Below are 18014 nucleotides of genomic sequence, written 5' to 3' on the forward strand. Positions count from 1 at the left end.
TCACCGCCCTCGCCAGAAAAAAGGAATTCGACATGCCCGCAATCAGCCGCTACGGCCCCACCGGCAACCCCTATATCGACGGCGTCATGTCCGGCGTGAAATGGGCGTCCACCGCGCTCACCTATAGTTTCCCGGCCTCCGCCGGCGCCTATGGCGCCAATTATGGCGACGGCGAGCCGCAGGATGCCTTCGGCGTGTTGAACACCGCGCAGAAGACGGCGACGCGGGACGTGCTCGCGAACATCGCCTCGAGCGTCAATCTCACCTTCACCGAACTGACCGGATCCGCCGCGCCGGGCGCGACCTTGCGCTACGCCAGTTCCGATGCGCCCGGCACCGCCTGGGGCTATTACCCCGACACCGACGCCGAGGCGGGAGACTCCTGGTACAACAATTCCTCCGGCCAATATGACAGCCCGGTCAAGGGCGATTACGCCTACATGACCTTCCTGCACGAAACCGGCCATACGCTCGGCCTCGACCACGCCCATTCCGGCTACGCCGTTCCGGTCGGACGCGACTCCATGGAATACACGGTCATGAGCTACCGGTCCTTCGCCGGCGCGTCGGTCAATATGGGCTATACCAACGAGAATTTCGGCTTCGCGCAGTCGCTGATGATGTACGACATCGCCGCGCTGCAATATCTCTACGGCGCGAACTACGCCACCAATGCGGGCGACAGCGTCTATAGCTGGAGCCCGACCACCGGCCAGATGTCGATCAACGGCGCCGCGCAGAGCGATGCCGGCGGCAATAAGATCTTCATGACCCTCTGGGACGGCGGCGGGATCGACAGCTACGACCTGTCCAATTACAGCACCAACCTGCGGATCGATCTGCGGCCCGGCGAATGGACCACGACCTCGGCGGCGCAATTGGCGAGCCTTTTTTATGACGGCTCGCGGGTCGCGGTGGGCAACATCGCCAATGCCCTGCTTTACACCGGGAGCTGGATGTCGCTCATCGAAAATGCCGAAGGCGGCTCCGGCAACGACGCCATCTTGGGCAATCAGACCGCGAACACGCTCTGGGGCAATGGCGGCAATGACGCGCTGGCCGGCGGCGACGGTCACGATACGCTCATCGGCGGCCCCGGCGGCGATATGCTGACCGGCGGCGCCGGCTTCGACATCGCATCCTACGCCGGCGCGGCGACGGGCGTGCTCGCCGAGCTGCTGCTCCCCGCCTACAACACCGGCGAGGCGGCCGGCGACCGCTACGCCACCATCGAGGGCATCGTCGGCACCAGCTTTGCCGACACGCTGCGCGGCAATGAGATGCCCAACACCCTCATCGGCGGCGATGGCGACGACGTGCTTTACGGCCGGGGCGGCAATGATGCGCTGTTCGGCGGCAACGACAATGACGCGCTGATCGGCATGCTGGGCATGGATCTGCTCGATGGCGGCGCCGGCGTGGATATTGCCAGTTACGGCATCGCGGCGAGCTATGTGATCGCCGATCTGCTCAACCCCATGGTCAATGCGGGAGAGGCGCGGGGCGATGGCTATGTTTCGATCGAGAATTTATTCGGATCGGCCTTTGCCGACGGCCTGTGGGGCACCGACGCGGCCAATGTGATCTTCGGCGCGGGCGGCAATGACGCCCTGTTCGGCCGGGGCGGCAACGACACGCTGCTGGGCGGCGAGGGCAACGACACGCTGCTGGGGCTGGCGGGCGCCGATCATCTCGATGGCGGCAACGGCATGGACCTGGCCAGCTACGCCTATGCGCCGACCGGCCTGATGGCCGATCTGCTGACGCCGGGCATCAATACCGGCGAGGCGGCGGGAGACAGCTACCTTTCCATCGAGAACGTCATGGGCTCGGCCTTCGGCGACGACCTGCGCGGCGATGCGATGGCGAATATCCTCTATGGCGGCGGCGGCGACGACATGCTGAGCGGCCGTGCCGGCAATGACATCCTCGCCGGCGGCGAGGGGCACGACACGCTGATGGGCGGCGAAGGCGCCGACATGCTCCAGGGCGGCAACGGCATCGACATGGCGAGCTACGTCAATGCCGCCGGCGCCGTGCTGGTCGACATGCAGTTCGCAAGCCTGAACACGGGCGAAGCCGCCGGCGACCGCTTCAGCGCGATCGAGCGCCTTTACGGGTCCGGTTTCGACGACAGTTTGCGCGGCGACGATTACGCCAACGTGCTCTATGGCGCCGGCGGCACCGACATTCTGTATGCCCGCGGCGGCAACGACTTTCTCATCGGCGGCGAGGGCGCCGACGCGCTTTTCGGCAATGCCGGGGCGGATGTGTTCCTCTATATCGCGGCGGGCGATTCCCAGGCCGGTGCGGCGGATACGATCTGGGACTTTGCCCAGGGCGCCGACAAGATCGATCTGCGCCTCATCGACGCCGATGCCAATGCGGGCAGCGATCAGGCTTTCAGCTTCATCAGCGGGGCGGCGTTTTCCGGCACGGCGGGCGAGCTGCATTTCGCCGGCGGCGTCCTCGCGGGCGACATTGACGGCGACAGCGCCGCCGATTTCCAGATCAACATCCTCAACATCGCCATGCTGCATGCGAGCGACATCCTTCTGTAAGCGGTCCGCTCTCGATAAGTTGAACGCCCTGGCCGAGATTTGAACTGTTCCAAAATCGGCGCCGTCGTAGCCTGCCGGGACTGAGGTGCATGACCCCATTCCCCGAGCCAAGGCGGAACGAGGCGCGGATGACGCATTATTACCGGTTGCGGAACAGCAGAGGCGGCGCCCACCTCTTCAATTTCGCCATGCCGGGTTTCGAGGCGTCCATCGTCGCCTCCCGCTATGACGGCGAAATCCTCTTCGAACATTGCGAGCCGCACCACCGCATCCTCATCACCCTCAGCGGCGGCACCGCGATGACCTATGCGGAGGCCGACGGAGCCGCACCCGTCGATCGCCCGGACCGCGCCGGAAGCATCACCATCGTCCCCGCCGGGACGCGGCGCAGCGTTCGCCTGCGCGACGGCGCCATGACCCTGCTCAGCATCGCGCTCGGCCCCGATTTTGCCGCCGATGACGGCGCCGGGGCTGAGATCCGGCTGGCGCAGAATGAGCGCGACGACTGGCTCTGGCGGGCGGGCGGCGCCTTCGAGGCCGCGGCGGCGCGAGGCGGCGAGGCGCTGGAATGCGAAGGGCTGGCGCTGGCGCTCGCGCGCCATCTACGGCGCTCGTCCGGCACGCCGGGGCGCGTCGCGACCGGCCTTGCCCCGGCGGCGCTCGGGCGCATCTTCGCGCTGATGCGGGCGCGGCTGGCGGAGAATATCGGCCTCTCCGAGCTGGCCGATGAATGCGGCCTGAGCATCAGCGCCTTCGGCCGCGCCTTCCGGCAATCGACCGGCGTGACCCCGCACCGCTATTTCACCGCCATGCGCGTCGAGCAGGCCAAAACCCTGCTGCGCCGGCGCGATCTGCCGCTGGCCGCCGTGGCGAGCGCGGTCGGCTATTCCGACCAGGCCCATTTCACCACCGCCTTCGCCCGTCATACCGGTTCGCCTCCCGCGCGCTGGCGGCAGATCCGCTTGGGCTAAGCCGACCGGCCGTCGTCCCGGACGGCCGAAGGCCGAGCCGGGATCCAATGGCCCGTCCGGGAACGCTGCGGCAAGCGGTAAGGCTCTTACGGCCGGGGCGACAGAAATGGGAGCTGAAAACGCCGCATAGATCGACGCGTGGCGAGAGGCGGCACACACCTGTCCGGGCGCAATCCACGACTTCAATACGAGCTGCTCCCGGCCCCAATTCCGCGTAAGCTGCGGGGGCATCTGCCGATCCGCCGATTTCGCGCAAGACGCAGGCGGCGGCCATCCCCATTTTCAAACGCGCGGAAAACGCGTGGCTCGCACAAGGAGGAGGTGCCGGTTCCATGGCGCAGATCAACGTGAACGGACAAACGCTGACGGTCGAGGCGGATGAAGCGACACCGCTTCTCTGGGTGCTGCGCGAACAGCTTGGCCTCACCGGCACGAAATATGGCTGCGGCATCGCCGCCTGCGGCGCCTGTACGGTGCATGTCAACGGCGAGGCGCAGCGCTCCTGCGTGCTGCCGCTTGGCTCGGTCCAGGCGAGCGACAAGATCACCACCATCGAAGGGCTGTCGGCGGACGGATCGCATCCGGTGCAGAAGGCCTGGGCGGAGCTGGACGTGCCGCAATGCGGCTATTGCCAGGCCGGCATGATCATGGCGAGCGCCGCGCTGCTGGCGAAAAACCCGAAGCCGACCGACGCCGACATCAATGCCGAGATCACCAATATCTGCCGCTGCGGCACCTATAACCGCGTGCGCCGGGGCATCCACCTCGCGGCCGGCAACAAGGCATAGGGAGCGCGCATCATGACACAGAGTTTGAATCTCTCCCGCCGTGGCTTCGTGATCGGCGCGGCCTCCGCCGCTGCCGGGTTGACGCTCGGTATGCGCCTGCCGGTCGCCACCGCCGCCATGGCCGATGCCGCGCAGCCCGATGAAGTCAACGCCTGGGTGGTGGTGAAGCCGGACGACACCATCGTGGTGCGCGTCGCCCGCTCGGAAATGGGCCAGGGCACGCTGACCGGCCTCGCCCAGCTCGTCGCCGAGGAGCTGGAATGCGACTGGTCGAAGGTGACGACCGAATATCCGACCCCCGGCACCAACCTGAAGCGCAACCGCATCTGGCAGAGCTATTCGACCGGCGGCAGCCGGGGCATCCGCGAAAGCCATGAATATGTCCGCATGGGCGGCGCGACGGCGCGCGAAATGCTGATCCAGGCTGCCGCGCAGGAATGGGGCGTCAAGCCCGCCGAATGCCGGGCGGAGAACAGCATCATCACCCACACGGCTTCGGGCAAAAAAGTCAGCTTCGGCAAGGTCGCGGCGGCGGCGGGTAAGCTGCCGGTGCCGGAAGGCGTCAAGCTGAAGGACCCCAAGGACTGGAAGATCGCCGGCAAACCGCTTAAGCGCCTGGACACCGCCGACAAGCTGACCGGCAAGCAGGTCTACGGCATCGACCTGAAGCTGCCGGGCATGCTCAATGCGGCGATCAAGGATTGCCCGGTCTTCGGCGGCAAGCTCGCCAGCTTCGACGACAGCACGGTGAAGACCATGCCGGGCGTCAAGGCGGTGGTGCGCGTCGGCGACAGCGCCGTCGCGGTCGTCGCGCAGACCTGGTGGCAGGCCAAGACCGCGCTCGATGCGCTGCCGATCGTCTGGGACAACGGGCCGAACGAGAAAGTCTCCAGCGCGTCGATCGGCGAATTCCTCAAGGAAGGGCTGACGGCGGAGAAGGCGGCAGTCGGCAACCAGAACGGCGATGCGCTGGGCGCGATCGCTAAGGCGACGAAGAAATATGAGGCGGTCTACGGCTATCCCTATCAGAACCACGCTACCATGGAGCCGATGAACGCCACGGCGCTGTGGACGCAGGACCGCTGCGACGTCTGGTGCCCGACGCAGAATGGCGAGGCGGCTCTGGCCGCGTGCAGCGAGGCGGCCGACCTGCCGCAGGCGCAATGCGACGTCACCAAGATCCATCTCGGCGGCGGTTTCGGCCGGCGCGGCGCGTTCCATGATTATGTCCGCCAGGCGGTGCTGATCGCCAAGCAAATGCCCGGCACGCCGGTCAAGCTGATCTGGTCGCGCGAGGAGGACATGCTGCACGGCGCCTACCACCCGATCACGCAGTGTAAGCTGTCGGCGGGCCTGGACGAGAAGGGCGATATCGTCGGCCTGCATATCCGCCTGTCCGGCCAGTCGATCCTGGCCTCGGTCGCGCCGGAGCGGATGGCCAACGGCGTCGATCCGGTCGCCTTCCAGACCTTCCAGCCCAAGGGCGAGCACGCCATCAGCTACAGCTTCCCCAACCTGCTGATCGAGCACGCCATGCGCAATCCGCACGTCCCGCCGGGCTTCTGGCGCGGCGTGAACGCCAACCACAATGCCATCTACACGGAATGCTTCATCGACGAGCTGGCCTACGAAGCAAAGCAGGACCCGCTCGAATTCCGCCGCAAGCTGCTGAAGAACCACCCGAAAAACCTCGCGGTGCTGAACGCGGTGGCCGAGCGCGCCGGCTGGGGCAAGCCTGCCGCGCCGGGCGTCTATCGCGGCCTCGCCCATTGCACGGCCTTCGGCAGCCATATCGCCGGATGCGCGGAAGTCTCCGTTACGGACGGCAAGCTGAAGGTCCACCGCATCGTCGCCGCGACGGATTGCGGCTATGCCGTCAACCCGCAGCAGATCGAGGCGCAGGTGGAAGGCTCCTTCGTCTACGGCCTGTCGGCGGCGCTCTATGGCGAGATCACCATCAAGGATGGCCGGGTCGAGCAGGAGAATTTCGACACCTATCAGGTCATGCGCATCGACGAAATGCCTGAGGTCGAGACCATCGTCATGCCCTCGGGCGGCTTCTGGGGCGGCGTCGGCGAGCCGACGATTGCCGTTGCCGCGCCCGCCGTGCTGAACGCCATCTTCGCCGCGACCGGCAAGCGCATCCGCACCTTGCCGCTGCGGCATCACGACCTGAAAACGGCTTGATGCGCACGAAGAAACCGGCGATGGCGGCGGCAATGCTCGCGGCCGCCATCGCCAGCCTTTCCGCCCATGAGTCTCGCGCTGGCGGCGCGCTGGCCGATTTCCAAATCGCCGGCGACGCCATCCCCGCGCCGCTGGCCGGCCTGACCGGAGACGCGGCGCGGGGCCTTACCATCATCCGCGACCGCGCCGTTGGCAATTGCCTGATCTGCCACGCCCTGCCCTTGCCCGACGAGCTGTTTCAGGGTGAAATCGGACCCTCGCTCGGCGGCGTCGGCAACCGGCTGACGGCAGGCCAGATCCGGCTCCGGCTGGTCGATCAGTCGCGCATCAATGCGGAGACGGTGATGCCGCCCTACTATCGAGTGGGTGGCCTCACCAATGTCGCCGCCGACTATCGCGGGCGTCCGGCGCTCGACGCGCAGCAGATCGAGGACGTTGTCGCCTATCTGGCCGGGCTGAAGGAGTGACCATGCCGACGCGCAGGCAGATCATGCAAGCCGCCGCCGCTCTCGCGGGCGCTGCCCTCGTGCGCGCGCCGGAGGCCCGTGCCGCGACCCAGCTCGAGGACGCCATCGCCGAGAAGACGCGCGGCGCGGCCGTCGAGCGCGGGCGGGTCACGCTCGGCATTCCCCAGATCGCGGAGAACGGGCTTTCGGTCTTCACCACCGTCAGCGTCGAGAGCCCGATGACGGCGCAGGACCACGTCAAGGCGATCCACATTTTTTCGGAAAAGAACCCCATCGCCCACATTGCCAGCTTCCGGCTGGGCGCGCGGGCGGGGCGCGCAAAAGTCTCCACCAACATCCGGCTGGCCGCTTCGCAGCGCGTCACCGCCATCGCGGAAATGAGCGACGGGCGCTTCTATTCCGACGAGCGCAATGTCGTCGTCACCATCGCCGCCTGCATCGACGGAGGTTAGACATGGCGCTCGCACCCGCCCGCATATCGATGCCCGCCGAAGCCAAAAAGGGCGAGATCGTCGAGATCAAGGCGCTCGTCCGCCACGTCATGGAGACCGGCTACCGCACCGACAATCGCGGCCAGCCGATCCCGCGCGACATCATCAAGAGCTTCACCGTCACCTATGCGGGCGAGGAGGTCTTTGGCATGGAGCTGAACCCGGGCGTCTCCGCCAACCCCTATGTGATCTTCACGACCGTCGCGACCGAAACCGGCGAACTCGTCTTCACCTGGACCGACCAGAAGGGCGCGGCGACGGTCGAGCGCAAGCTGCTGGCGGTCGTGGGATGAACGCATTCCGGGCGGCCATCGGCGCTGGGTGGCTCGCGGCGCTGACGGCGCTGTCCGTGGTCCCCGCGGGGGCGCAGGAGGTGCCGCGCGCGCCGGTCTCGGGCTCGGCCTTCCTGTCGCAGGAGCTGAAGGCCATGCAGGCGGACGCGTTCGCCAATCCCGGCGTGCTCTGGCTGGAGGAAGGCGAGCGGCTTTGGAGCGCGGTGGATGGTAAGGCGGGCAAATCCTGCCAGAGCTGCCATGGCGATGCAAAGCAAAGCATGAAGGGCGTCGCCGCGCGCTATCCCGCGTTCGATGCAGCTTCCGGCAAATTGCTCAACCTGGAGCTGCGGATCAATGATTGCCGGTCGCGCCGCATGGTCGCCGAGCCCTACCGCTACGAAACCAACGAGCTGCTGTCGCTGACCGCCTATATCGCGGCCCAATCGCGCGGGCGGCCCATGGCGGTCGACGTCACCGGTCCCGCCGCGCCCTATTTCGAGCGCGGCAAGGCGCTGTTCAGCCAGCGCCAGGGCCAGTTGAACCTGTCCTGCGCGCAGTGCCATGTCGACCGGGCCGGACAGCGATTGCGCGGCGATACGATCAGCCATGGCGTCGGCGTCGGCTATCCGGTCTACCGCATCGAGTGGCAAAGCGCCGGGTCGCTGCACCGGCGGCTGCGCGCCTGCGCCTTCGGCGTGCGCGCCGAGCAGGCCGATTCCGGCTCGCCCGATTATCTGAGCCTTGAACTTTATCTCGCCAAACGCGCGGAGGGCCTCGCCATCGACGCCCCCGCGATCCGGAAATAAACGCTGAACCGCAGAGGGCTGGAGGACGGCGATGAGCGCGACAAGACGGGACTTTCTCAAAGGCACGGCAATGCTCGGCGCGGGGCTGGCGACGGCCCGTCTGGCGACACCTGCCCTGGCGCAGGCCAAGCCGAAGGTCGTCATCATCGGCGGCGGCCCCGGCGGGCTGATCGTCCTGCGCGAGCTGGTCAATGCGGGCGCCAACGCCTTCGACATCACGCTGGTCGAGGCGCAGCGGCAATACACCACCTGCTTCTACTCCAACCTCTATCTCGGCGGATTCCAGCGCATCGAGACGCTGACCTTCGATTACGGAATCGTCGCCAAGCTGCCGGGCGTGACCGTCGCACACGACCTCGCCGCCACCGTCGACCGCCAGCGCCGCGAAGTCGTGCTGCAAGGCGGCGCGCGGCTGCCCTATGACCGGCTGGTCATGGCCCCCGGCATCGACCTCGATTACGGCTCGGTGCCCGGCTGGTCCGCCGCCGCCGAGGAGCGGATGCCGCACGCCTGGAAGGGCGGCGCGCAGACGCGGCTGCTGAAAAGCCAGATCGAGGCGGTGCCGGACGGCGGGTTGATCGTGATGATCGCGCCGCCCGCGCCTTATCGCTGCCCGCCCGGCCCCTATGAGCGCGCCTCGATGATGGCCTGGGCGCTGAAGACCGCCGGCAAGAGCAAGGCGCGCATCGTCATCCTCGACCCGAAGGAGCGGTTCTCCAAGCAGGGGCTGTTCCAGGCCGGCTGGGAGAAATACTATCCCGGCGTCATCGAGTGGCTGCCGCAATCGATCCATGGCGGCGTGCAGTCGGTCGATCCGGCGACGATGACCGTCGTCACCGGCTTCGAGACCTATGCGGGCGCGGCGCTCGTCAACGTCATCCCGCGCCAGACGGCGGGACGCATCGCCCGCGAGGCGGGTCTGACCAATGGCGACAATTATTGCCCGATCGACGCCTTCACCATGGCCTCGCGCATGGACCCGGCGGTCTTCGTCGTGGGCGATGCCTGCATCCCCGGCGACATGCCGAAATCCGCCTTCTCCGCCGCCAGCCAGGCGCGCGCCGCCGCCAGCGTCATCCGCGCCGAACTCACCGGCGGCGCCAAGCCCGCGCTGGAATTCGCCAATACCTGCTGGAGCCTGATCGCCGCCGATGACAGCGTGAAGATCGGCGGCGCCTACGCTCCGTCCGAGGCGAAGATCACCGAGCGCAGCGCCTTCCTGTCGAAGCCGGACGAAAGCGCGGAGGTCCGCCGCGACACCTACGCTGAGTCCGCCGCCTGGTATGGCGAGCTGACGGCCGCGATGTTCTTGTGAGCCCGCCCGGGTCGCGGCGGGACCGGCTAGAGAGGGGCAAACCCGTTAACTATAAATGAAAGCGCGGCAACGCTTGTTGCGGAGATGTTCTCCCTCATTTGCCCCGATCCTAATAAATGTTCTAACAATGTTGCGAGCATTTGCCGTTTCAACACATGATATTCGAAGGTATTCCGGCTCTATTTCCGGCACGGGTTGAATAATTGGAACATTCTTTCTGGACTTGATGTTTCCGTGGCAGCCGTGCGCGGCAATCGTCCCGCGAGCTGTCAAGCAATCCGCCCCAGGAGGAGCCACACCATGGTTGACGTTCACCCCGACACGCTGCGCGACCGCGGCGATCCCGACGCCGCGCGTTTCACGACCACAACCGCGGCCGACGATGCGCGCACGATGCTGCTCAACCGCCTCTCCTGGAGCGCGGTGCTGGGCGGCGTGGTGGTCGCGCTCGTGACCCAGCTCATTCTCAACATGTTCGGCATCGGCATCGGCGCGGCGACGCTCGATCCCTCGGGCGGCGCCGTCAACAATCCGTCCGTGACAAGCTTCTCGGTCGGAGCCGGGATCTGGTGGGCGCTGTCCGGCATCCTGGCGGCCCTTGCCGGCGGCTATACCGCGGGGCGCCTCGCCGGCCGGCCGCAAGAAGCCATTGCGGGCTGGCATGGCCTGACCGCCTGGGCCCTCACCACGCTGGTGATCTTCTACCTGCTCACCTCGAGCATCGGCGGCATCATCGGCGGCGCGTACAACACTCTTTCGAACGCCGTCGGCACAGCCGCCTCCACCGCCGGCGGCGCGGTTCAGAGCGCCGTTGCCGACGGAACCGATCCGTTCGCATCGATCGAGCGGACGGTCCGAGGCACGTCCGGCGGCGACGATCCGGGTGCGCTCCGCGACAACGCGATTGCAGCGATGCGGGCCGTCATAAGCGGCGACCCCGCCCAAGCGGGCGAAGCCCGCGAGCGCGCAACCCAGGCGCTCGCCCGCGCGCAGAACATCTCGGTCGAGCAGGCCCGCACGCAGGTCGCCCAATATGAGCAGCAATACAGGCAAGCGGTGGAAACCGCCAAGGCCAGGGCTGCCGAAGCCGCCGACGTAGCCGCTCATGCCGTGTCACGAGGCGCCCTGTTCGCGGCGATCTCCTTGGTTCTCGGCGCGATCGCGGCCTGGCTCGGCGGCCGGATGGGCGCGGTGGAATCGACCATCAGCCATCCGTTCGGCGCCCACAGGCAAGCCACCATTCCGGCGGATCGCAAGTAGCGGCTCAGGAAGCGGCGCGGCGGCAAGGCCACACGGCCCGACCGCCGCGCCACCGAGCCCTAGCCCCCCTGGCGCGCCAGGATCAGCTCCTCGACATCCCGCAGCCGGTCCTTGCCGAAGAAGATCTCATCATCCACGAAGACGGTCGGAATGCCGAAAGCGCCCCGCGCGACGGCGTTGTCGGTATTTTCGCGCAGCCGCGTCTTGACCTCGTCCTCGACGGCGCGGGCGAGCATCAGGTCCGCGTCGAAGCCGCTTTCCACGAGCGCTGCGCGGACGATCTCGGGATCGTCCATCTTCCTCTCGTCCTCCCACATGAAATGGAAACCGGCCTCAACATAGGCGGCCAGATTGCCGTCCATCTCGGCGGCGGTGGCAAGCCGCATCATCAGCACCGAATTGACCGGGAAATGCGGGTTGTGCTTGTAGGCGGCAAGCCCATGGCGCGCGATGAAGCGGCGCGTTTCGAGTTCCTCATAGGCGAGCTTGTTGCGGATGCCGGCGAACTGATACATCGGCGCCTTGTTGCCGGTCGACTTGAAGATGCCGCCGAGCAGCACCGGCCTGTAGGCGAATGTCTCGCCGGTCCGCGCCTCGATTTCGGGGATCACCTTATGGGCGAAATAGGCGTTCGGGCTGGCGAAATCGAAGAGGAAATCAACCTGCATCACCATGTCTCCGCAAAGGGCCTGAGATCGAGCTCGAAGGTCCAGGCGTCCCGCGCCTGATTGTGCATGTACCAATAGGCCTCGGCCACGGAGGCGGGGTCCATCAGCGCATCGGACGGCAGGGCGTCGACCGCCGCGTCGCCGCCGCGCGCCCGGATCCGCTCGCGCACGAAGGCGGTATCGACGCCCGCATCGATGACGAGATGGGCGACGTGGATGCCTTTGGGGCCGAGTTCGCGCGCCATGCTCTGCGCGGCCATCCTGAGCCCGGCCTTGGCGCTGGCGAAGGCCGCATAGCCCGAACCGCCGCGCAGGCTGGCCGTCGCGCCGGTGAAGAAGATCGAGCCTTTTCCGCGCGGCAGCATCAGCCGGGCGGCCTCGCGTCCGGTGAGGAAGCCGCTGTAACATGCCATTTCCCAGACCTTGCGGAAGACGCGCTCGGTGGTCTCCAGCAGCGGGAAATTAACGTTGCCGCCGATGTTGAAGATGACCGCTTCGAGCGGCGCGTGGGCCTCGGCTGCGGCGAGGAAGGCGGCGACATCCTCCTCCTTGCGCGCATCCATCCCGCGCGCGACGCAGACGCCGCCATGCGCTTCGATGGCCTGCTGCAAGGGCACCAGCTTGTCCGCCGTGCGGCGTCCGGCGAAGATCGCATAGCCTTCGATGGCGAACCGTTTGGCGATGGCCGCGCCGATGTAATCGCCCGCTCCGACTACGGCCACCGTCGCATTGCGCGCCTGTTTCTGGTCCGTCATGGCTGCGCTCCTTGAGTCCTCAGCCTACTGAAATGGCAGCGTTCGCCCGGATTGGAAAGAGCTGGGGCGGGATTGGATTGAATGGACCAATACAATGCTCTGACGAAATCCCCGCGAAGGCGGGGATCCAGTAATCCCGGAACCAGCCGTCGCGCTCTGCTCAACCTCAAATGCTGCGGCGTACTGGATCCCCGCCTTCGCTGGGATTGCGAAAAAACAACCCATTCATGCCCTCAAATCTCCAGCCACTCGCTGCGGATCTGGCGGTTGGCATCCAGCGCGGCGGGCGTGCCTTCAAACACCACCCGGCCATGGCCCATCACATAGACGCGGGCCGAGACCTTCATGGCAATGGTCAGCTTCTGCTCGACCAGCAGGATCGACACGCCCCGCCGCACGATCTCGTGCAGGAGATCGGCGACGCGCTGAGTCATCTGCGGCGACAATCCCTCGGTCGGCTCGTCGATCATGATGAAATCGGGGTCGCCCATGAGGGTCCGGCACATGGTCAGCATCTGCTGCTCGCCGCCGGACAAGACCGTCGCATCGACATCGGCACGGGCGCGCAGATTGGGGAAGAGCGCGAACATGTCCTCCATCGACCAGCGGCTGGCGGCAATGTCCTGCCCCGGCTTGATGCCGAGGATGAGGTTCTGCCGCGTCGTCAGCCCGGCGAAGATGTTGCGGTTCTCCGGCACGTAGCCGATGCCGAGCCGGGCGATGTCGTAGGATTTGCGCCCCGCGATCTCGGCGCCCTTGAACAGGATCGACCCCAGCGGCGGCACTTCGCCGATGATCGCCTTGCAGGTCGTCGAGCGCCCGACGCCGTTGCGGCCGAGCAGCGCGACGATCTCGCCCGCCCCGATGCGCATATCGACGCCGCGCAGGATGTGGCTCTTGCCGTAGTAAGCGTGCATGTCGTGGATTTCGAGCATCACTCCGCCGCCTCCAGCGCCGCGCCGAGATAGGCTTCCTGCACCTTCGCGTTGGCGCGCACCGCTTCCGGCGTGTCGCTGGCGACGATCTGGCCATAGACCAGCACGGAGATGCGGTCGGCGAGGTTGAAGACGACGCCCATATCGTGCTCAACCATGATGAGGGTCTTGCCCTCCGTCACCTGCCGGATCAGGGCGACGATGGCGTCGGTCTCGGAATGGCTCATGCCGGCGGTCGGCTCGTCGAGCATGATGACCTCGGCGCCGCCGGCGATGGTGATGCCGATTTCCAGCGCCCGCTGCTCGGCATAGGCGAGCAGGCCCGCCGGGACGTTGCGGCGCCCGGCGAGGTTGATGCGCTCGAGAATGTCGTCGGCGCGGGCGTTCAGCTCGGACTGGCCGGAGACGAGGTGCCAGAAGGAATAGCGGAGGCCCATCGGCCAGAGCAGCGCGCAGCGGACGTTTTCGAAGACGCTGAGCTGCGGGAAGATGTTGGTGATCTGAAAGGAGCGGCTGAGACCGCGCCGGTTGATCTCATAGGGCGGGCGCCCCTGGATCTCCTCGCCATGCAGGCGGATAGTGCCCTGCGTCGGGGCGAAGCGGCCGGTGATGAGGTTGAACAGGGTGGATTTGCCCGCGCCGTTCGGACCGATGATGGCATGGCGCTCGCCCGGCGCGACGCTGAGATCGACGCCGCAAATGATCTTCGCCTTGCCGAAGCTTTTGTGCACGCCGGTAAGTTCGACCGCCGGGATACTCATCGCCGCGCGCTCCCTTTTGCAGGCAGGTTCGCCGCATCCCAGGCGGCTTTCACGTCAGGTGCGAGCCGGTTGGCGAGGGCAAGGCAGATCAGCGCGACGCCGCCGGTCGCGAGCCAGGGCCAGACCGCATGGGTGTCGATGGTCAGCTTGAACAGGCGCATCGTGTTCTCGCCGACCGAGGCATGGCGGACATGAAACAGGATTTCGAGGAAACAGGCCGCCGCCAGGATCCCCGTCACGACGACGGCGGTCAGCTTCAGATAGGGCACGGTCAGCAGGCCGAGCTTGCCGTGCCGCCAGGCTGGGCCATGCATGGCCAGCACGCCGGTCAGGCCGCCGGGGAAGAACATCACCGCCAGCAGAAACAGGAGGCCGACATAGAGTTGCCAGAGGTCGGTTTGCAGGCTGAGCACCGATTGCAGCAGGGTGAACGCCACCGCACCGACGATCGGGCCGATGAAGAAGCCGACACCGCCGAGGAAGGTCACCAGCAGGATGACGCCGGAGGAGGTGAGGTTGAGGTTTTCCTCGGTCAGGATCTCGAAATTGATGGCGATGAGGGCGCCGGCGATCCCGGCGAAGAATCCCGCAGCGCAGAAGGACATGAAGCGGACGGTGCGCTGCGAATAGCCAAGGAATTCAGCGCGTTCCTCATTGTCGCGGACGGCGTTGGCCATGCGGCCGGCGGGCGTGCGGGTGAACAGATACATGGCAAGGGCCGAGAGGAACATCCAAGCGGCGATCAGGTAATAGACCTGCGTCTGCGACGCGAAATTGATGCCGAGGAAGGCGGGCGCTTCGGTGCGGTCGCCCTTGACCCCGGCCTCGCCGCCGAAGAATGAGACGATGATGATCGAGGAGGCCGCGACCAGTTCGCCGACGCCGAGCGAGATCATGGCGAAGACGGTGCCCGCGCGCCGCGTCGAGAAGGCGCCGACGATGATGGCGAAGATCAGCCCGAACAGCCCGCCGAACAGCGGCAGCAGCGGCAGGGGCACCAGCAGCGTGTTCATCACATGCACGGCGAAGAAGCCGCCGAGGCCCATATAGACGGCGTGGCCGAAGGACAGCATCCCGCCCTGGCCCAGCAGCATGTTGTAGCTCAGCGCGAAGATCACCGTGATCGCCATCTGGTTCATGACCGTGATGGCCGAACTGGAGCGGAAGACGAAGGGCAAGGCGAGCAAGAGCGCGAAGGCGATCAGCCAGGGCAGCGCCGCCCGCCATTGGCTTCCCGTCAGGGTGTCTTGCGGCTGGCGATCCGAGGTGGGGGCGATGGTCATAGCTCGCGCTTCCCGAACAGGCCCTGCGGGCGGATGGCGAGGACGAGCACCATGACGAAGTAAGGCAGGATCGGCCCGATCTGCGGCAAGGTCAGCGTCCACAGATCGCGGAAGACGCTGTCGGCGATGCGCAGCGGGCGGGTGAAGCCGAGCGCGGTCAGGATGTCGGCGAAGCGCAGATTGTAGGAGGCGGCAAAGGTTTGCAGCCAGCCGATCAGCAGCGAGGCGATCAGCGCCCCCCAGAGCGAGCCGAGCCCGCCGACCACGATAGTGACGAAGACGATCGAGCCGAGCAGGAAGGCCATGCCGGGGAAGGTGCCGAGCGCCGGTCCGGCAATGACGCCCGCCAGCCCCGCCAGCGCCGTGCCGACGCCGAACACGCCCATGAAGACCAGCGGCACATTATGGCCGAGATTCTGCACGGTTTCGGGATGGCTGAGCGCGGCCTGGATGACGAGGCCGATGCGCGTGCGGGTCAGGATGGTGAGCAGCACAAGGAAGATGCCGACCGCCACGAAGATCATGAACACCTTATAGGCGGGGAAGGCGTAGCCATGCAGATGGAACAGCGCGAAATGCAGCGAGTCCGGCTCCTGGAACGGTTTTTGGTCGCGTCCCCAGACGAAATTGACGAATTCCTCGATGACCAGCGCGAGGCCGAAAGTGAAGATCAGCTCGGGCACGTGGCCATATTTGTGGACGCGGCGCAGACCGTAGCGCTCGACCAGCGCGCCCGCTATGCCGACGATGATCGGGGCGATGACGAGGGCCGGCCAGAAGCCGATCGACTGGCTGATCTGGAAGCCGAAATAGGCGCCGAGCATGTAGAAGCTGGCATGGGCGAAATTCAAAACCCCCATCATCGAGAAGATGAGGGTCAGCCCGCTCGACAGCATGAACAGCAACAGCCCCATGACCAGGCCGTCGAACAGGGTGATGGCGATCAGTTCCATGGGTGCCTTGGCCGATGGTTTCGCTGAGAAAGCCCCCTCACCCACCCGCTTATCGGCGAAGAACGGGGCTTTTTGTTTTAGCCCTCTCCCCTTGAGGGAGAGGGCGGGGGCGTCAGCGACCGGGTGAGGGGGGCCGCTGGCACGGCGCCGCGATCAGTTCGCAGGCCGCTCCATCTTGCAGGTCGTCAGCGAATCCGCGCCCGCATTCGTCACCGTGTTCTCGACCAGCAGCCCATAGGCCGAATTGTCGAGCGGGAAGGTGATGCCCTCATCCGTGTGCACCTGGATGTGGATGTCCTGGATGGCCTGATGGTCGTCGGCGCGCATCTTGACCTTGCCTCCGAGCACGCCGTCGATCTCCAGCCCCTCCATCGCCTTGGCGACCGCGACGGCCTCCGTCGTACCGGCCTTCTCGATCGCCGATTTCAGCAACTGGATGGTGTTGGCGACGCGCGGCTGGACGACGTCATTATTGGGGTTCTTGGCCTTGAACGCCGTGATGTATTCGGCGCCGGATTTCGACGGCGGCGGATTGCCCTGCCCTTCGCTGACCACCCGGATGACGTTCTTGCCGTCCGCCCCGAACGTCTTGGTGATGCCGTTCGAGGCGGCGTAATAGGTGTAGATCGGCCCCTTATAGCCGGCGTCGATAATCGCCTTGCCGAGGCCGACCATGTCCGAGCCCCAATTGCCGGTGATGACCGCATTGGCGCCCGAGGCGATGATCTTGCGCGCATAGGGCGTAAAATCCTTCACCTTGCCGATCGGGTGCAGCTCATTGCCGACGATCTCGATTTCGGGCCGCTTCTTGGCAAGGTCGCGAACCGCGCCGTCCGCCACCGCCTTGCCGAAGGAATAATCCTGGCCGACGATATAGACCTTGGTGATGGCCTTGTTCTTCGCCATCACATCGGTCAGCGCGTCCATCTTGATGTCGGCATTGGCGTCGAGCCGGAAATGCCAGAAATTGCAGTTCTCGTTGGTCAGCGCCGGATCGACCGCCGAATAGTTGAGATAGATCACGCGCTTGTCGGGATTGCGCTCATTGTGCTTCTTGACCGCGTCCGTCAGCGCGTTGGCGACGCCCGAGCTGTTGCCCTGCACCACGAAGCGCACGCCCTCGTCGATGGCGGCCTGCAGCTTGATCAGCGTCTCTTTCGGGCTGACCTGATTGTCGAAGGGCACGATCTCGAAATTGCGCCCGCCGAGCACCCCGCCCTTCTCGTTGACCAGCCGCTCCGCCGCGAATTTGAACTCGGCGAGGCCGTTCTCGCCGGTCGTCGCGAAGGGGCCGGAGAGAGGATCGATGAAGCCGATTTTGATCGGGTCGGCGGCATGGGCGGAGGCGGCAAGTAACGGCAGGCAAAACACTCCCGCCGCCAGACTCCGCAGAGCAAGGCGCTGTTTCATTGTCTCTCTCCCTGGCGCCGGCTGTTGCCCCGGCTAAATTATTACCAATTTAGTTGACCCAAGGTCCTGGCGAAAATCAAGCCTTACCTTCGGGGAGGAGGGACAGTATTGCGGAGATATCAGTTTTG

Annotated in this window: 17 protein-coding genes; 10 read left to right on the top strand and 7 right to left on the bottom strand. The window is 66.0% G+C overall.

What is annotated here, in order from left to right; all coding sequences use genetic code 11:
* The first annotated feature begins 32 nt into the window (after positions 1 to 32).
* The 10 genes from BLEFHOIH_RS19030 to BLEFHOIH_RS19075 all read left to right on the top strand — a co-directional run bounded on the left by BLEFHOIH_RS19030 (position 33) and on the right by BLEFHOIH_RS19075 (position 11121).
* Positions 33 to 2561, top strand: coding sequence for a M10 family metallopeptidase (locus BLEFHOIH_RS19030; RefSeq protein WP_088347611.1), 2529 nt, complete (start codon positions 33 to 35; stop codon positions 2559 to 2561).
* Positions 2562 to 2650: 89 nt separating this feature from the next.
* On the top strand, positions 2651 to 3532 hold the full coding sequence (locus BLEFHOIH_RS19035; protein WP_088347612.1) for an AraC family transcriptional regulator: 882 nt from the start codon (positions 2651 to 2653) through the stop codon (positions 3530 to 3532).
* 332 nt (positions 3533 to 3864) lie between these two features.
* Positions 3865 to 4320 carry a (2Fe-2S)-binding protein gene (locus BLEFHOIH_RS19040; protein WP_088347613.1) on the top strand — a complete coding sequence of 152 codons (456 nt, stop codon included), beginning with the start codon at positions 3865 to 3867 and terminating at the stop codon, positions 4318 to 4320.
* A gap of 12 nt (positions 4321 to 4332) precedes the next feature.
* Positions 4333 to 6507, top strand: coding sequence for a molybdopterin cofactor-binding domain-containing protein (locus BLEFHOIH_RS19045; protein ID WP_088347614.1), 2175 nt, complete (start codon positions 4333 to 4335; stop codon positions 6505 to 6507).
* Positions 6507 to 6974 (top strand): sulfur oxidation c-type cytochrome SoxX, encoded by a 468-nt coding sequence (soxX, locus tag BLEFHOIH_RS19050; protein WP_170937264.1) that lies wholly within the window; start codon positions 6507 to 6509, stop codon positions 6972 to 6974. Before BLEFHOIH_RS19045 ends, soxX begins: the two co-directional genes overlap by 1 nt.
* Before the next feature lie 2 nt (positions 6975 to 6976).
* Positions 6977 to 7426 (top strand): thiosulfate oxidation carrier protein SoxY, encoded by a 450-nt coding sequence (locus BLEFHOIH_RS19055; RefSeq protein ID WP_088347615.1) that lies wholly within the window; start codon positions 6977 to 6979, stop codon positions 7424 to 7426.
* Positions 7427 to 7428: 2 nt separating this feature from the next.
* Positions 7429 to 7758 (top strand): thiosulfate oxidation carrier complex protein SoxZ, encoded by a 330-nt coding sequence (gene soxZ / locus BLEFHOIH_RS19060; protein ID WP_088347616.1) that lies wholly within the window; start codon positions 7429 to 7431, stop codon positions 7756 to 7758.
* Positions 7755 to 8546 (top strand): sulfur oxidation c-type cytochrome SoxA, encoded by a 792-nt coding sequence (gene soxA / locus BLEFHOIH_RS19065; protein WP_088347617.1) that lies wholly within the window; start codon positions 7755 to 7757, stop codon positions 8544 to 8546. The genes soxZ and soxA overlap by 4 nt, the downstream gene beginning before the upstream one ends.
* Before the next feature lie 31 nt (positions 8547 to 8577).
* Positions 8578 to 9861: an NAD(P)/FAD-dependent oxidoreductase gene (locus BLEFHOIH_RS19070; RefSeq protein ID WP_088347618.1), complete on the top strand. Its 1284-nt coding sequence runs from the start codon at positions 8578 to 8580 to the stop codon at positions 9859 to 9861.
* Between the two features lie 300 nt (positions 9862 to 10161).
* Positions 10162 to 11121: a PhnA-like protein gene (locus tag BLEFHOIH_RS19075; RefSeq protein WP_088347619.1), complete on the top strand. Its 960-nt coding sequence runs from the start codon at positions 10162 to 10164 to the stop codon at positions 11119 to 11121.
* A gap of 59 nt (positions 11122 to 11180) precedes the next feature.
* Here the strand turns inward: BLEFHOIH_RS19075 and BLEFHOIH_RS19080 are convergent, their stop codons facing one another.
* From BLEFHOIH_RS19080 to BLEFHOIH_RS19110, 7 genes are all read right to left on the bottom strand, one after another.
* On the bottom strand, positions 11181 to 11789 hold the full coding sequence (locus BLEFHOIH_RS19080; RefSeq protein WP_348626056.1) for a 2-hydroxychromene-2-carboxylate isomerase: 609 nt from the start codon (positions 11787 to 11789) through the stop codon (positions 11181 to 11183).
* On the bottom strand, positions 11789 to 12544 hold the full coding sequence (locus BLEFHOIH_RS19085) for an SDR family NAD(P)-dependent oxidoreductase (RefSeq protein ID WP_088347621.1): 756 nt from the start codon (positions 12542 to 12544) through the stop codon (positions 11789 to 11791). Before BLEFHOIH_RS19085 ends, BLEFHOIH_RS19080 begins: the two co-directional genes overlap by 1 nt.
* Before the next feature lie 233 nt (positions 12545 to 12777).
* Complete coding sequence (locus BLEFHOIH_RS19090; protein WP_088347622.1) at positions 12778 to 13479, bottom strand: ABC transporter ATP-binding protein; 702 nt, start codon at positions 13477 to 13479, stop codon at positions 12778 to 12780.
* Entirely contained in the window at positions 13479 to 14240 is a 762-nt protein-coding gene (locus BLEFHOIH_RS19095) for an ABC transporter ATP-binding protein (RefSeq protein ID WP_088347623.1), read from the bottom strand. Before BLEFHOIH_RS19095 ends, BLEFHOIH_RS19090 begins: the two co-directional genes overlap by 1 nt.
* On the bottom strand, positions 14237 to 15523 hold the full coding sequence (locus BLEFHOIH_RS19100; protein WP_088347624.1) for a branched-chain amino acid ABC transporter permease: 1287 nt from the start codon (positions 15521 to 15523) through the stop codon (positions 14237 to 14239). Before BLEFHOIH_RS19100 ends, BLEFHOIH_RS19095 begins: the two co-directional genes overlap by 4 nt.
* Positions 15520 to 16476 (bottom strand): branched-chain amino acid ABC transporter permease, encoded by a 957-nt coding sequence (locus BLEFHOIH_RS19105; protein ID WP_088347625.1) that lies wholly within the window; start codon positions 16474 to 16476, stop codon positions 15520 to 15522. Before BLEFHOIH_RS19105 ends, BLEFHOIH_RS19100 begins: the two co-directional genes overlap by 4 nt.
* Before the next feature lie 153 nt (positions 16477 to 16629).
* Entirely contained in the window at positions 16630 to 17886 is a 1257-nt protein-coding gene (locus tag BLEFHOIH_RS19110; RefSeq protein WP_170937265.1) for a branched-chain amino acid ABC transporter substrate-binding protein, read from the bottom strand.
* Positions 17887 to 18014 lie beyond the last annotated feature (128 nt).

The sequence above is a fragment of the Rhodomicrobium sp. R_RK_3 genome, assembly GCF_002198715.1.
Classification (GTDB): domain Bacteria; phylum Pseudomonadota; class Alphaproteobacteria; order Rhizobiales; family Rhodomicrobiaceae; genus R-RK-3.